General features: G+C 65.4%; 14 protein-coding genes. 8 read left to right on the top strand and 6 right to left on the bottom strand.

Annotated elements, in window-relative coordinates; all coding sequences use genetic code 11:
* Positions 1-11: 11 nt before the first annotated feature.
* Entirely contained in the window at positions 12-1382 is a 1371-nt protein-coding gene (locus ACFJI2_RS24560) for an MFS transporter (protein WP_377702289.1), read from the top strand.
* Between the two features lie 12 nt (positions 1383-1394).
* Here ACFJI2_RS24560 and bfr read toward each other — a convergent pair whose 3' ends face one another.
* On the bottom strand, positions 1395-1865 hold the full coding sequence (gene bfr / locus ACFJI2_RS24555; RefSeq protein ID WP_107873516.1) for a bacterioferritin: 471 nt from the start codon (positions 1863-1865) through the stop codon (positions 1395-1397).
* A gap of 202 nt (positions 1866-2067) precedes the next feature.
* On the opposite strand from bfr, the gene ACFJI2_RS24550 reads away from it, so the two are divergent.
* A complete protein-coding gene (locus tag ACFJI2_RS24550; protein WP_377702288.1) occupies positions 2068-2748 on the top strand; it encodes a Fe2+-dependent dioxygenase in 681 nt (226 codons plus the stop codon).
* A gap of 186 nt (positions 2749-2934) precedes the next feature.
* Here the strand turns inward: ACFJI2_RS24550 and ACFJI2_RS24545 are convergent, their stop codons facing one another.
* Positions 2935-3141 (bottom strand): bacterioferritin-associated ferredoxin, encoded by a 207-nt coding sequence (locus ACFJI2_RS24545; RefSeq protein ID WP_377702287.1) that lies wholly within the window; start codon positions 3139-3141, stop codon positions 2935-2937.
* Positions 3142-3357: 216 nt separating this feature from the next.
* On the opposite strand from ACFJI2_RS24545, the gene ACFJI2_RS24540 reads away from it, so the two are divergent.
* From ACFJI2_RS24540 to ACFJI2_RS24530, 3 genes are read left to right on the top strand one after another with little or no spacing between them, the layout of a single operon-like run.
* On the top strand, positions 3358-3630 hold the full coding sequence (locus ACFJI2_RS24540) for a ferrous iron transport protein A (protein WP_377702286.1): 273 nt from the start codon (positions 3358-3360) through the stop codon (positions 3628-3630).
* A 3-nt stretch (positions 3631-3633) separates the two neighbouring features.
* Positions 3634-5523 (top strand): ferrous iron transporter B, encoded by a 1890-nt coding sequence (locus ACFJI2_RS24535; protein ID WP_377702285.1) that lies wholly within the window; start codon positions 3634-3636, stop codon positions 5521-5523.
* A gap of 1 nt (position 5524) precedes the next feature.
* A complete protein-coding gene (locus tag ACFJI2_RS24530) occupies positions 5525-5803 on the top strand; it encodes a DUF6587 family protein (protein WP_107981513.1) in 279 nt (92 codons plus the stop codon).
* Positions 5804-5851: 48 nt separating this feature from the next.
* Here the strand turns inward: ACFJI2_RS24530 and ACFJI2_RS24525 are convergent, their stop codons facing one another.
* Entirely contained in the window at positions 5852-7456 is a 1605-nt protein-coding gene (locus tag ACFJI2_RS24525) for an FMN-binding glutamate synthase family protein (RefSeq protein WP_377702284.1), read from the bottom strand.
* A gap of 93 nt (positions 7457-7549) precedes the next feature.
* Complete coding sequence (locus ACFJI2_RS24520; RefSeq protein WP_377702283.1) at positions 7550-9880, bottom strand: catecholate siderophore receptor Fiu; 2331 nt, start codon at positions 9878-9880, stop codon at positions 7550-7552.
* Between the two features lie 225 nt (positions 9881-10105).
* Here ACFJI2_RS24520 and ACFJI2_RS24515 point away from each other — a divergent pair, with 225 nt between their 5' ends.
* The 3 genes from ACFJI2_RS24515 to ACFJI2_RS24505 all read left to right on the top strand — a co-directional run bounded on the left by ACFJI2_RS24515 (position 10106) and on the right by ACFJI2_RS24505 (position 12065).
* Entirely contained in the window at positions 10106-10777 is a 672-nt protein-coding gene (locus ACFJI2_RS24515; RefSeq protein ID WP_107873530.1) for a glutathione S-transferase, read from the top strand.
* Between the two features lie 66 nt (positions 10778-10843).
* Positions 10844-11620 (top strand): 5'-3' exonuclease H3TH domain-containing protein, encoded by a 777-nt coding sequence (locus ACFJI2_RS24510; protein ID WP_377702282.1) that lies wholly within the window; start codon positions 10844-10846, stop codon positions 11618-11620.
* A 25-nt stretch (positions 11621-11645) separates the two neighbouring features.
* Positions 11646-12065, top strand: coding sequence for a response regulator (locus tag ACFJI2_RS24505; RefSeq protein WP_377702281.1), 420 nt, complete (start codon positions 11646-11648; stop codon positions 12063-12065).
* Between the two features lie 38 nt (positions 12066-12103).
* Here the strand turns inward: ACFJI2_RS24505 and mnmA are convergent, their stop codons facing one another.
* Both mnmA and ACFJI2_RS24495 read right to left on the bottom strand, forming a co-directional pair.
* The gene (gene mnmA, locus ACFJI2_RS24500) at positions 12104-13210 is read right to left on the bottom strand and encodes a tRNA 2-thiouridine(34) synthase MnmA (RefSeq protein ID WP_377702280.1); all 1107 of its coding nucleotides are present in this window, start codon (positions 13208-13210) and stop codon (positions 12104-12106) included.
* 33 nt (positions 13211-13243) lie between these two features.
* Positions 13244-13726, bottom strand: coding sequence for an NUDIX hydrolase (locus ACFJI2_RS24495; protein ID WP_107873536.1), 483 nt, complete (start codon positions 13724-13726; stop codon positions 13244-13246).
* Positions 13727-13845 lie beyond the last annotated feature (119 nt).

Genomic DNA, 13845 nt, shown 5'->3' with positions numbered 1-13845 from the left:
CGGAGCACGCCATGGCGCTGCACAAGCCCCGCCTTTCGTTCTGGCAGATCGTCAACATGAACGTCGGATTCTTCGGCATCCAGTTCAGTTTCGGCCTGCAGCAAAGCAGCATGAGCCCCATCTACAGCTACCTCGGCGCCGACGAGGCCAGCCTGCCTTACCTGTGGCTGGCCGGCCCCGTCACCGGCCTGCTGGTGCAGCCGCTGGTGGGCGCGCTGAGCGACCGCACCCTGAGCCGCTGGGGACGGCGCCGCCCCTACTTCCTGATCGGCGCCATCCTGTGCAGCCTGGGCCTGCTGGCCATGCCCTTCAGCTCCGCGCTGTGGATGGCGGCCAGCCTGCTGTGGATACTGGACTCGGCCAACAACGTCACCATGGAACCGTACCGCGCCTTCGTCAGCGACCGCCTGGCGCCGGCCCAGCACTCGCTGGGCTTCCTGACCCAGAGCGCCTTCACGGGACTGGGGCAGACGCTGGCCTATCTGACGCCGTCGCTGCTGGTCTTCCTCGGCATGAGCCGGGACGCCGTCAGCGGCAGCCATATCCCGCACGTGGTGATTGCGGCCTTCCTGATCGGCGCCGTGTTCTCGCTGGGCAGCGTGCTGTGGACCCTGAAGACCACGCCCGAGCTGCCGCTGGACGACGAGGAAATACGCCGCATCCGCGCCGCGCCGGTGGGCTGGCGCAGCACGCTGGCCGAAATCGGCGCCGCCGTGCGCGACATGCCGTCCACCATGCGCCAGCTGGCGCTGGTGCAGCTGTTCCAGTGGTACGCCATGTTCTGCTACTGGCAGTACATCGTGCTGTCGCTGGCGGCCACCATGTTCCACAGCACCGACCCGGCTTCGCCCGGCTTCCGCGAGGCGGGGCTGCTGAACGGCCAGATCGGCGCCTTCTACAACTTCATCGCCTTCCTGGCCGCCTTCGCGCTGGTGCCGTTCACGCGCCGCTACGGTCCCAAGGCCATGCACAGCGTCTGCCTGGCGCTGGCCGGCGCGGGCATGCTGAGCATGCCGCTGATCCACAGCCCATCGTTGCTGCTGCTGCCCATGCTGGGCATTGGCGTGGCCTGGGCCAGCATGATGGGCAACCCCTACGTGATCCTGGCGGGCAGCATCCCGCCCGAGCGCACCGGCGTCTACATGGGCATTTTCAATATGTTCATCGTGATCCCGATGATCATCCAGATCCTCACGCTGCCGCTGTACTACCGCGCCTGGCTGGGCGGCCATCCGGAGAACGTGATACGGCTGGCGGGCGCGCTGCTGCTGTGCGCTGCGGTGGCGATGCTGCTGGTGAAAGTGAAGGCGGCGCGCGGCCGGGAGGCGGGGGACGTAGGGAAGGACCCGGCCGCCGCGGCGGGGGCGGCGGCCAAGGGGTAATGCGTTGGCGGCTTATTCGGACATCTGGCTCTGCAGGTAGTTCTGGATGCCGACTTTGCCGATCAGGTCGATCTGGGTTTCCAGCCACTCGATGTGCTCTTCGGTGTCTTCCAGGATCATCAGCAGCAGGTCGCGCGACACGTAGTCGCCCACTTTCTCGCACTGGGCGATGCCTTCCTTGATCGTGATGTGCGCGGCGCGTTCCAGTTTCAGGTCCAGGCCCAGCATCTCTTCGGTGTTCTCGCCGATCATCACCTTGTGCATGGCTTGCAGGTTCGGCAGGCCTTCCAGCATCAGGATGCGGTCGATCAGTTTGTCGGCGTGCTTCATCTCGCCGATCGATTCTTCGTACTCTTTCTTCGCGATCTTCTCGAAGCCCCAGTGGCGGTACATGCGCGCGTGCAGGAAGTACTGGTTGATTGCGGTCAGCTCGTTGGTCAGCTGCGCGTTCAGCAGGCGGATTACGTCGTTATCACCCTTCATGGGATACCCTCTTTTTATCTGGTTGTTGAAGCAGGAAATGCCGCCATTCTGCCACGAACGCCCTCATATCTCTAAGTAAAACATGAAAAAATGGTCAGATAATAGTGGTGGTGAAAACGCTGTTGGAAGTGCGAACAATTATCGTTTCTGTTAAGCGGCCTTTGTCGGATAATACCGGCTTAGCCCAAGCAAGGACCCGACCATGATGCTGCACATCCCCGGCGTGCTGACGCCGGAACAAGTACTGACTTTCCGCCAGCGCCTGGCGCAGACCGACTGGGTGGACGGCCGCGAAAGCGTAGGGGCGCAGGGCGCGCAGGTCAAGCGCAACCGGCAGCTGGCCGAAGGCTCGCCGCTGGCCAGGGAACTGGGCGACATCGTCGCGCGCGCGCTGACGGCCAACCCGCTGTTCTTCGCCGCCGCGCTGCCGCTGCGCATCCTGCCGCCTTACTTCAACAGCTATGCGGGCGGCGAACAGTATGGCCTGCACATCGACGGCGCCGTGCGCACCGACGGGCGCACCTTGCAGACGCTGCGCGCCGACGTGTCCACCACGGTGTTCCTCAGCGAACCCGAAGAATACGAAGGCGGCGAACTGGTGGTGATGGATTCCTATGGCGCGCATGAAGTGAAGCTGCCGGCCGGCGACGCCATCGTCTACCCGTCCAGCAGTGTGCACCGCGTGATGCCGGTAACGCGCGGCGAGCGCGTGGCGTCTTTCCTGTGGAGCCAGAGCATGGTGCGCGACGACGCCCGCCGCGCCATGCTGTTCGAGCTGGATCAGAACATCCAGAAGGTGCGCGCCCAGCTGGGCGACAACGACGCTGCGGTGGGCCTGGCCGGCCACTACCACAACCTGCTGCGCATGTGGGCGGAGATGTAGGGGAGGCTCAGGCCTGCTGGAAGTTGCTCGGGAAGCCCTTCTCGCTGAGCAGCACGCGCAGCATGACCACGCCGGTTTCGCCCGGGCGGCGCGGCATGGCGGGATAGACCGGTGCCGGCGGACTTACCCAGCCTGGCCAGCCCTGCGGTGAGGGCTAGTCTATCGTCATCGCATGCATTGCGCTTCTTACGTGGTCATGGACGGCCGCTTCAGGACGGTTTCGTTGATGCGGCCCAGGTGTTCGTTCAGGATCTCTTCCGCGGTGGAGGCGCACTGGCCGCAGCACGTGGCCAGGCCGAGGTCGGCGCGCAGTTCATCCATGGAAGTGATGCCCAGTTCGATGGCTTGACGGATTTCGCGGTCCGAGATGTTGTTGCAGATACAAACAATCATTGCGTTACCTTCTGGCTAGTTGCGGCTAGATGCGGCTAAGTTTTTGATGCTGATTCATCATTCTTAATAGTTTCTTAATGAGAATCATTATCATTACGTTTCCTATTCTGCCGCAGTCCGGCGTACAATGCAAGAAGTTCCTGCAAATCCAACTCATTCTCATTTAGCTTTATAATGGCCGCACAGAAATTCATCACCGATCCGACTGGAAGCCCCATGACGCAAGCGCCCCCCCTGACCCAACTGGACCTGCTGGAGACCGGCAAAAGCGCGGTGGTGGTGCATGTAGCGCCGGGCAATCCGCAAGACGTGGAAGACGGCGCAGACCTGGCGCGGCGCCTGATGGAGCTGGGTTTCGTGCCGGGCGAGCGCATCCGCATGCTCAAGCGCGGCATGCCGGGCGGCGAGCCGCTGGCCATCAAGGTAGGCAACTCCACTTTTGCGTTGCGCCGCTTCGAAGCCGCGCTGATCTCTATCCAACCGGACTAAACCATGGGTGCAGTAGAAAAACCGGCGCAGGCCGTAGCGCAGGCGCCGATGGTGGCCCTGCTGGGCAATCCGAACTGCGGCAAGACCGCGCTGTTCAACCGCCTGACGGGCGCGCGCCAGAAGGTGGCCAACTACGCCGGCGTGACCATCGAACGCAAGGAAGGCCAGTTCACCTCGCCCGACGGCCACGGCTTCCGCCTGCTGGACCTGCCGGGCGCCTATTCGCTCAAGGCGCACACGCCGGACGAAGCCATCACGCGCGACGTGGTGGCCGGGCTGCGCGCCGGCGAAGCGTCGCCGGACGTGGTGGTGTGCGTGGTGGACGCGACCAATCTGCGCCTGAACCTGCGCCTGGTGCTCGAGATCAAGCGCCTCGGCCTGCCGATGCTGCTGGCGCTGAACATGGTGGACGTGGCGAAAAAGCGCGGCATCGAGATCGATGCCGACAAGCTGTCCCAGGAACTGGGCATGACCGTGGTGGAAACCGTGGCCGTGACGGCCGGCGGCGAGAAGTCGCTGCTGCGCGCGCTGGACCAGATGTGGCCATTCGCCGCTGTCCAGGCCAACCCGCTGGCCGCCATCGACGCGGTGCCGGTGGAGGAGACGCAGCGCGAAGTGCGCCGCATCCTGTCCGTGGTCAGCAACGACAGCCGCGACAAGGGCAACCTGAGCGAAAAAATCGACGACGTGGTGCTGCATCCGGTGCTCGGCCCCATCATCCTGGCGGTGCTGATGTTCCTGGTGTTCCAGGCCGTCTTCACTTGGGCCGCGCCCGTCATGGAATGGATCAAGGACACGGTGGACGGCGGCGGCGGCCTGCTCAAGGAGCACATGGCCGACGGCGTGCTGCGCAGCCTGCTGGTGGACGGCGTGATCAGCGGCGTGGGCAGCGTGCTGGTGTTCCTGCCGCAGATTTTGATCCTGTTCTTCTTCATATTGGTGCTGGAAGACTGCGGCTACCTGCCGCGCGCGGCCTTCCTGCTGGACCGCCTGATGGGCGGCGTGGGCCTGTCCGGGCGCGCCTTCATCCCGCTGCTGTCCAGCTTTGCCTGCGCCATTCCCGGCGTGATGGCGGCGCGCACCATCCAGAACCCGCGCGACCGGCTGGTCACCATCATGATCGCCCCGCTGATGACGTGCTCGGCGCGCCTGCCGGTGTACGCGCTGGTGATTGCCGCCTTCATCCCCGAGCGCGAAGTGTGGGGCTTCCTCAGCCTGCAGGGCCTGGTGCTGTTCGCGCTGTACGTGGCCGGCATTGTCTCGGCCATGGGCGTGGCGTGGTTCTTCAAGCGCACGCTGGGCGCCAAGAGCAAGCAGCCGCTGATGCTGGAACTGCCCAGCTACCACTGGCCGCACCTGCGCAACCTGGCCATCGGCCTGTGGGAGCGCGCCAAGATCTTCCTGACTCGCGTCGGCACCGTGATCCTGACCCTGATGGTGCTGCTGTGGGCACTGAGCAGCTTCCCCGGCGCGCCCGAAGGCGCCACCCACCCGGCCATCTACTACAGCCTGGCGGGCCTGCTGGGACGCGGCCTGGAATTCATCTTCGCGCCGATCGGCTTCAACTGGCAGATCTGCATCGCGCTGGTGCCGGGCATGGCTGCGCGCGAAGTGGCGGTGGGCGCGCTGGGCACGGTGTACGCGCTGTCCCAGACCGGCGACGAGCTGGCCTCGCAGCTCGAACCCATCCTGGCGCACACCTGGTCGATGGCCACCGCCTTGTCGCTGCTGGCCTGGTATGTGTTCGCGCCGCAGTGCCTGTCCACGCTGTCCGTGGTGCGCCGCGAAACCGGCAGCGTGCGCTACGCCTTCATCATGGCCGGCTATATGTTCGCGCTGGCCTACACCGCGTCCTTCATCACTTACCGCGTTGCGGTCATGCTGGGAGCCTGATATGTGGCAGCAGATTATTGTCGGCCTGATTGTCGCAGCGGCACTGGTGCACGCCAGCACCAAGTATCTGCCGGCGGCCTGGCGCCGCCGCATCGTCTATACGCTGGCGCAGCGCGGCATGAATGAAGACAAGCTCGCGAAATTCTTCAAGGTGCAGGACAGCTGCGGCTCCGGCTGCGGCAGTTGCGGCAGCTGCGACAGTGGCAGCAGCGATCCCTCCGTTCCGCCGCCATCGCCCCCCGGCGCGCGCCGCGTCATCAAGCTTCACGTCCAGCGCTGAAGTCCGGCGGCTTACGCGCTGCGCGCTAACCCGCCGCAGCGCCGCCACTCACGCCAGCGGGTGGAAGGATTCGGCCTGGGCCATGGGCCAGTAGAGGCCGAATACGGGCGGCAGCCTGGCGAGCAGGCTGGGGTCGAGCAGCTGGCCCGGTTCCAGGTAGGGCAGCAGCGCCGATGCCAGCTTGACCTGGTTGGGCGAGATGCGCCGCACGATGTGGTGCGGCTTCAGTTGCGAGGGGTGCGTCAGGCCGGCGGCGGCGATCAGCTCGGCCAGCGCTTTCATGGTGTTCTGGTGGAAGTGCGCCACGCGGCTGGTCTTGTCCGGCACCACCAGCGCGCGCTGGCGCAGCCTGTCCTGCGTGGCCACGCCGGTCGGGCAGTGGTCGGTGTGGCAGCTTTGGCTCTGGATGCAGCCCAGCGCGAACATGAAGCCGCGCGCGGAGTTGCACCAGTCCGCGCCCAGCGCCAGCGTGCGCGCGATGTCGAAGGCGGTGATGATCTTGCCCGAGGCGCCGATCTTGATGCGCTCGCGCAGCCCGGCCCCCACCAGCGTGTTATGCACCAGCAGCAGCGCTTCCTGCAGCGGCGTGCCGACGTGGTCGGTGAATTCCAGCGGCGCCGCGCCGGTGCCGCCTTCGCTGCCGTCCACCACGATGAAGTCCGGCGTGATGCCGGATGCCAGCATGGCTTTCACGATGCCGAAAAATTCCCACGGGTGGCCGATGGCCAGCTTGAAGCCGGTCGGCTTGCCGCCGGACAGATTGCGCAGCCGCTCGATAAAGGCCAGCATTTCCAGCGGCGTGGAGAAGGCCGAGTGGTTGGCCGGCGAGATGCAGTCCACGCCCGCCATCACGCCGCGCGTGGCGGCGATCTCCAGGCTGACCTTGGGGCCGGGCAGCACGCCGCCGTGGCCCGGCTTGGCGCCCTGCGATAGCTTCAGCTCTATCATCTTGACCTGCGGCGTGCAGGCGTTGGCCACGAAGTTCTGCTCCGAGAAGCTGCCGTCCTCGTTGCGGCAGCCGAAGTAGCCGGAGCCGATTTCCCATACCAGGTCGCCGCCGTTTTCGCGGTGGTAGGGACTGATGCTGCCTTCGCCCGTATCGTGCATGAAGCCGCCGATGCGCGCGCCGCCGTTGAGCGCCAGGATGGCATTGGCCGACAGCGATCCGAAGCTCATGGCCGAGATGTTGAACACGCTGGCCTTGTAGGGCTGGGCGCGCGGGCAGTCCGGGTGGTTGCCGATCTCGATGCGGAAGTCGTGGCCGTTCACCGGCACCGGCTGGATCGAGTGGTTGATCCATTCGTAGCCGGCCTGGTAGACGTCGAGCTGGGTGCCGAAGGGGCGCTTGTCGGTGTCGAGCTTGGCGCGCTGGTAGACGATGCTGCGCTGGTTGCGCGAGAACGGCGCGGCGGACTGATCGTCCTCCAGCAGGTATTGGCGGATCTCGGGGCGGATGGCCTCGAACATGAAGCGGAAGTGCGCCAGGATGGGATAGTTGCGCCGCAGCGCGCGCTTGGTCTGCAGCACGTCGGCGATGCCCACCGCCGTCAGCGCCGCCGCCGCCGCCGGGACCCACAGCGGCGCGCCCATGGCCAGGGACAGCGGCACGGCAACGGCAGCGCCGGCGAATGCGGAATAACGCAACATGGTCATGGATGCTCCTGGATCGGTTGGTGGGCCGATTGTAGGGGCGAAGCAAAAAAAACGCCACCGTCATGCGGTGGCGTTTCAGAAAGCGGTGCAGGCTTAGAAGCGGATGTTGGCGGTCAGGCTGGCCGAGCGCGGGGTGCTCGGGGTGTAGCGGTAGCCGGACTTGTTGATCGCCGCCACGTACTCCTTGTCGGTGACGTTGTTCACGTTCAGCTGCAGGTCCACGTTCTTGTTGACGGTGTAGGCGGCCATGGCGTTGGCGACCCAGTAACCGTCGGCGTAGGCTGGGGTACCCACGGCGCCGTCGGTGCCGCGCAGCAGCTTGCCGGAGTAGCGCAGGCCGCCGCCGATCTTCACGCCGAACGGCAGCGTGTACGAGGTCCACGCGGTGAAGGAGTCCTTGGGCGTGTAGGTCAGCTGGTTCTGGCCGTTGGCCGTGACGGCCTTGCCCGACAGGACTTCGGTCTTCATGTGGGCGTAGCCTGCGCTGATCAGCCAGCCGCGCGTGATCTCGCCGGTGACGCCGATTTCCACGCCTTCCACGCGCTTCTTGCCGGTCTGGTAGTACTGCAGGTCCAGCGGGTCCTGTTCCACTTCGTTCTTCACGGTGGTGCGGTAGATGGCGCCGGTCAGGGCCAGCTTCTGCTTGAGCAGGTCCCACTTGCCGCCGATTTCCTGGGTGGTGGTTTCCTGCGGATCGAACTTTGGATTGGCCGCGCTGTTGGCGCTGGTCGACAGCGAGAAGTTGGAGCCGCCCGGCGGCTGCTTGGACGTGGCCACGGTGGCGTACACGCTGCTGTCGGGAGTGGGCTTGTACAGCGCGGACAGCTTGCCGTTGACCAGCGTGTCCGACAGCGCCAGGTTGGTCGGCACCAAGGTGCCGACCGGCAGGGTCGGATTGGCTGCGGCGGTCGACAGCGACGTGGCGCTGTAGGTGGTGCGGTAGTGGTCGGCGCGCACGCCGCCGCTGAACATCCAGCGCTCGCCCAGCTTGGCCGTGTCGAACAGGTACACGGTCTGGGTGTTGGTGGTGCCGTCGGTGAACACGCCGTTGCGCACCGGGTTCAGGCCGGACACCGGCGCCGACGGGTTCGGGTGGTACAGGCTGGCGTCGCCCAGCACGCCCAGGCTGGCCGGCACGTAGCCATACGTGACCTGCTTCTCGTTGACGAACTCCAGGCCGGCGATGGCGGTGTGCTTCATGCCGCCGGCGTCGAATTCAGCCGACAAGGTGGTCTGGTTGGTCAGGATTTCGTTCTTCTGGTCCTTGATGGTGCGGGTGGTGCGCGCCAGGCGCCATTGCGACGGGTCCAGCACCACGCCGGCCGGGGTTTCGGTGATCAGGTTGCCCAGCGCGCCGGTGGTGGCGTTGGTGCCGGTGGCCATGAAGGCGCTCAGCAGGTAGTCCTGCTTGGTCTTGCCGAAGCGCGCGGTGTTCTGCAGCTTCAGGCTCGGCGAGAAGTCGTGCTCGACGCGCACGGTGGCCATGTCGGCCTTTACCTTGTCGTAGTCGCTGGTCGAGCCGTAGAAGCCTTCCGGGTCCACCATGGGGGCGGTGTTCAGGTAGGTGCGGCGCTTGGCCGGGTTCGGGTTCAGCGAGTCCGGGCTGGTGTAGCCGGGCAGGCCGATGGTGGGCACGCCGCCGTCGGGGATGTTGTCCTGGTCCACGTGCAGGTAGCTCAGGGTCAGGCGGGTGGGGCTGCCCAGGCCGAAGGCCACGGTGGGGGCGATGGCCCAGCGCTTGTTCTCGATCACGTCGCGGCCTGGCTTGCCGCTGTTCTGCACCAGCGCGTTGAAGCGGAACGCCATGCCTTTCTCCGCGTTCAGCACCTGGTTCACGTCCACGGTGCCGCGCTTCTGCTTGGCGCTGCCGACCGTGACGCGGCCTGAGTAGGCGTCCTGCATCTGCGCCTGCTTGGAGGTCAGGTTGACCGAGCCGGTCGGCGAGCCGCGGCCGCTGTCGGTGCCGGCCGGGCCTTTCAGGATGTCGATCTGTTCCACGTTGAAGGTGTCGCGCGAGATCGAACCCATGTCGCGCACGCCGTCCACGTAGATGCTGCTGGAAGCGTCGAAGCCGCGCATGAAGATGGCGTCGCCGGTGTTGGTGTTGCCGTTCTCGCCCAGGAAGAAGGCGCCCACGCCCGGCGTGTTGGCCAGCGCTTCGGTCAGCGTGGAGGCGGCTTGCTGTTCGATCAGTTCGCGCTTGATGACGGTGATGGTCTGCGGCGTGTTTACCAGCAGTTCCGTGTACTTCATGGAGGCGGCGCGGTCGGCCTTGAAGTCGTTCTCTTTGGCACCGGCAACGCGCACTTCCTGCACCTCGCCCACGGGCGCGGCGGCGCTGCTGCCGGCGGCCGCTTCCACCTCGGCCGCATGGGCGCCGGTGGCAACCATAGGCAGCAGCATGGCGGCCAGAAGCGTGTTCATGGGAGTGAAGGCTGGGGTTGCGTGCTTGCGGCTTTTGATTGCCATGGTGTTGTTCTCGGTAAAAGTTTGTAAAGATCAACGAGATAATAGCAATTGCAAGCAACTATGTAAACGAGAATTGTTATCATTCCCATTCAAGTAGAGTGATAGTTCCAACCGAAACGTGGCTGGAATGCTAAGCTGGCGGATTGCGGGCGGCCGCCCGCGCACTATGAGGAAAGCGCCATGATCGTGGTCCACCACCTGAACAATTCGCGCTCGCAGCGCGTGCTGTGGCTGCTGGAAGAACTGGGGCTGGAATACGACATCGTGCGTTACCAGCGCGACCCCAAGACCATGCTGGCGCCGCCGTCGCTGCGCGCCATCCACCCGCTGGGCAAGTCGCCCGTCATCACCGACGGCGACGCCACGGTGGCCGAGTCGGGCGCCATCATTGAATACCTGGTGGAGAAGTACGGCAACGGGCGCCTGGTGCCGCCGGCCGGCAGCGCCGACAAGCGGCGCTGGACCTATTTCCTGCACTACGCCGAAGGCTCGGCCATGGCGCCGCTGCTGATGAAGCTGGTGTTCGACCGCGTGGAAAGCAGCCCTGCGCCGTTCTTCGTCAAGCCGATTGCCAAGGCCATCGCGGCCAAGGTCAAGGGCAGCTACATCCTGCCGCAGATCGGGCAGCACCTGGACTACCTGGAGGGCGAGCTGGGCAAGAGCGAATGGTTCGCCGGCGCCGAGTTCAGCGCGGCCGACGTGCAAATGAGCTTTCCGCTCGAAGCGGCCGCCGCGCGCGGCGGCCTGGCGCGCAGCCGCCCGAAGCTGATGGCCTTCCTGGACCGCATCCACGCCCGCCCGGCCTACCAGCGCGCGCTGGAAAAAGGCGGCCCGTACGAGCTGCTGCGCTGAGCCGGGGCTGAAGCAAGCGTGGCGCCAGTGCTAGAATGGCGCCACCGAACCAGAAGCAGATTTTCCATGGGTAGACTCCTCGCCATCGACGGCTTGAACATAGTGCGCCGCGTGTATGAAGCCAGCCCCGAACCCGATTCGGACCTGAAGGCCGACATCGCGCTGCGCCATGCGCTGTCCTCGTTCCGCAACCTGATCACCGACCACCAGCCCACCCACGTGCTGCCGGCCTTCGACTTCGGCGGCCCCACCTGGCGCCACCAGCTCTACGCCGGCTACCGCGAGGGCCGCGCGCCCATGCCCGGCGTGCTGCGCGAGGCGCTGCCGGAGTTCTACCAGAGCCTGGGCCGCTTCGGCCTGCGCGTGGTCAGCCTGCCGGACGTGGAGGCGGACGACGTGATCGGCACCGTGGTGCTGCGCTGGCTGGCCGAGGACCGCGGCGCGGCCGTGGTGGCCACCACCGACAAGGACCTGCATTGCCTGGTTGCCCAGGGCGCGCTGGTGTGGGACCATTTCAAGAGCGAGTGGCACGACCATGCCTGGTGCGAAAAGAAGTGGGGCGTGCCGCCCGAGCAGCTGCCGGAACTGCTGGCGCTGATGGGCGACGCCACCGACAGCATTCCGGGCGTGTCCAAGGTGGGCATGAAGACGGCGGCCAAGCTGTTGCGCACTTACGGCAGCCTGGACGCCATCATGGCCGGCGCCGGCATCCTCAAGGACACGCTGGGCGAAACGTTACGAAAAGAGCGCGAGATGCTGTATCTTTCTCGTCAGCTGGTGCAGTTAAAGACGGATGTGCGGGTCGGCGTGAGCTGGAACATGCTGGCCTGGGAGTCCGCGTGAGAATACAGAACAAACGGGGTGAGAGATGTTAAAAGCGGTGATAGTCGACACCAGCGCGGTGGCGCGCGGCTTGCTGAATACGGTGCTGCTGGACGGCGGCTACGACGTGGTGGGCCAGGGCCACACCGGCCCCAGCGCCATCGCGCTGATGGTCAAGCACCAGCCGCAGATCGTCTGCATCGCGCGCGACGTGTTCGATGCCGACGAGGCTTCCATCGCCGAGCTGCGCAAGAACTGGCCGAAGTCGCTGATCTTCATGGTCTCGAGCGAGTTCGACGCGGCCACCGTGCAGAAGGCGCACGCCATGGGCGTGAACGGCTTCATCGTCAAGCCCTTCAACGGCGGCACGGTCCTGAAGACCATCCGCAACACCGTACTCGCCATGGTAAAACGCCAGCAGAAAGCGCTGGCGGATCAGAACGGCGCCGAGCCGTCGGGCGGGTAGGGCGGGTCAGCGCGGCGCGCCGCGCGTAACCCGCCGCCTCAGAACGTCGAGCCGGCGATAATCCCGCCCCCCAGGCACACATCGCCGTCATACAGCACGGCCGACTGCCCCGGCGTGACCGCCCACTGCGCATCCGGGAAGCCCAGCGAGAAGTTCAGCGCGCCGTCCGCCTGCACGTCGCACGGCACATCCGCCTGGCGGTAGCGGGTCTTGGCCGATATGCGGCCGGCCTGCGGCGCCGTGCCCGCGATCCAGCTGGCCTGGTCCGCCGTCAGCGCGGACGACAGCAGCCACGGATGGTCGTGGCCCTGCACCACCCACAGCGTGTTGTTCTCGATGTCCTTGCGCGCCACATACCACGCGTCGCTGGAGCCGTCCGCATTCTGGTAAGTCTTCACGCCGCCGATGCCGATGCCCTTGCGCTGGCCCAGCGTATAGAACGACAGGCCCACGTGCTCGCCCACCACCTTGCCGTCCGGCGTCTTCATCGGACCCGGCTTGTGCTGCAGGTAGCGGCCCAGGAACTCGCGGAACGGGCGCTCGCCGATGAAGCAGATGCCGGTCGAATCCTTCTTGGCGGCGTTCGGCAACTGCAGCTTCTCGGCGATCTTGCGCACCTCGGTCTTCGGGATTTCGCCCAGCGGGAACAGGGTCTTCGACAACTGCGCCTGGTTCAGTCGGTGCAGGAAGTAGCTCTGGTCCTTGGTGTGGTCGAAGGCCTTGAGCAGCTCGAAGCGGCCGTGCTCCGTGTTCTGGCGCACGCGCGCATAGTGGCCGGTGGCGATCAGGTCCGCGCCCAGGTGCATGGCGTGGTCGAGGAAGGCCTTGAACTTGATCTCGGCGTTGCACAGCACGTCCGGGTTCGGCGTGCGGCCGGCCTGGTATTCGCGCAGGAACTCGGCGAACACGCGGTCCTTGTATTCGGCGGCGAAGTTGACCGCCTCGATGTCCACGCCTACCACGTCGGCCACGCTGGCCGCGTCGATCCAGTCCTGGCGCGTGGAGCAGTATTCGGAGTCGTCGTCATCTTCCCAGTTCTTCATGAACAGGCCGATCACCTCGTAACCCTGTTCCTTGAGCATCCACGCCGCGACCGAGGAATCCACCCCGCCAGACATGCCGATAACGACTTTTTTCTTACTCATTCTTGATTTCCGTCAAACTTCTTACAACTTCTTTTAAACCTCGTCGAACACGGAGATATGTGTGTGCAACAGGTCCAGCGGCGCGCGTTTGCCCGCCAGGTACTCGTCCACGCAGGTCAGCAGCAAAGGGCTGCGGTGGCGCTCGGCGCAGGCGGCGATTTCATCGCGGGTGAGCCACATGGTGCGCAGGATGCCTTCGTCCAGCGGACGGCCTTCGTGCAGGGCGCCGGCCACGCCGCAAAAGGCGAAGCGCAGGTACTGCACCGGCTCGCCGGTGCGGGCCGAACGGTAGCGCGACATATACATGCCCACCAGGCCGGTGGGTGTGAAATCGTAGGCCGTTTCCTCCAGCACTTCGCGCACCACGGCCTGTTCCAGCGACTCGAACGGGTCCAGGTGGCCCGCGGGCTGGTTCAGGCGTATGCCGTCGCTGGTTTCCTCTTCGATCAATAGGAATTTGCCATCGCGTTCGATGACAGCGGCAACGGTTACAGAGGGTCTCCAGGTACGCGGCATGTGTCTCTTCCTTGAAAGAGCCGCCATTTTAGCTTGTTCCGGGGCGTTGCGTTCCGATGTCGGCTAAATAGAGGGAAACTTCGATTAAAACCGGTTTCCGGGCCTTGTTTTGCACGTCG

Source organism: Pseudoduganella sp. UC29_71 (genome assembly GCF_042693265.1).
In the GTDB taxonomy this organism is placed as follows: domain Bacteria; phylum Pseudomonadota; class Gammaproteobacteria; order Burkholderiales; family Burkholderiaceae_D; genus Rugamonas.
This window is presented reverse-complemented; position numbering and strand designations above follow the sequence as displayed.

Coding starts and splice junctions, on each gene's coding strand:
- ACFJI2_RS24550 (WP_377702288.1), top strand. CDS start 2,068: ATGATGCTGCACATCCCCGGCGTGCTGACGCCGGAACAAGTACTGACT.
- ACFJI2_RS24510 (WP_377702282.1), top strand. CDS start 10,844: ATGGGTAGACTCCTCGCCATCGACGGCTTGAACATAGTGCGCCGCGTG.
- ACFJI2_RS24525 (WP_377702284.1), bottom strand. CDS start 7,456: ATGACCATGTTGCGTTATTCCGCATTCGCCGGCGCTGCCGTTGCCGTG.
- ACFJI2_RS24530 (WP_107981513.1), top strand. CDS start 5,525: ATGTGGCAGCAGATTATTGTCGGCCTGATTGTCGCAGCGGCACTGGTG.
- ACFJI2_RS24540 (WP_377702286.1), top strand. CDS start 3,358: ATGACGCAAGCGCCCCCCCTGACCCAACTGGACCTGCTGGAGACCGGC.
- ACFJI2_RS24515 (WP_107873530.1), top strand. CDS start 10,106: ATGATCGTGGTCCACCACCTGAACAATTCGCGCTCGCAGCGCGTGCTG.
- ACFJI2_RS24560 (WP_377702289.1), top strand. CDS start 12: ATGGCGCTGCACAAGCCCCGCCTTTCGTTCTGGCAGATCGTCAACATG.
- ACFJI2_RS24505 (WP_377702281.1), top strand. CDS start 11,646: ATGTTAAAAGCGGTGATAGTCGACACCAGCGCGGTGGCGCGCGGCTTG.
- bfr (WP_107873516.1), bottom strand. CDS start 1,865: ATGAAGGGTGATAACGACGTAATCCGCCTGCTGAACGCGCAGCTGACC.
- ACFJI2_RS24545 (WP_377702287.1), bottom strand. CDS start 3,141: ATGATTGTTTGTATCTGCAACAACATCTCGGACCGCGAAATCCGTCAA.
- ACFJI2_RS24535 (WP_377702285.1), top strand. CDS start 3,634: ATGGGTGCAGTAGAAAAACCGGCGCAGGCCGTAGCGCAGGCGCCGATG.
- ACFJI2_RS24495 (WP_107873536.1), bottom strand. CDS start 13,726: ATGCCGCGTACCTGGAGACCCTCTGTAACCGTTGCCGCTGTCATCGAA.
- ACFJI2_RS24520 (WP_377702283.1), bottom strand. CDS start 9,880: ATGAACACGCTTCTGGCCGCCATGCTGCTGCCTATGGTTGCCACCGGC.
- mnmA (WP_377702280.1), bottom strand. CDS start 13,210: ATGAGTAAGAAAAAAGTCGTTATCGGCATGTCTGGCGGGGTGGATTCC.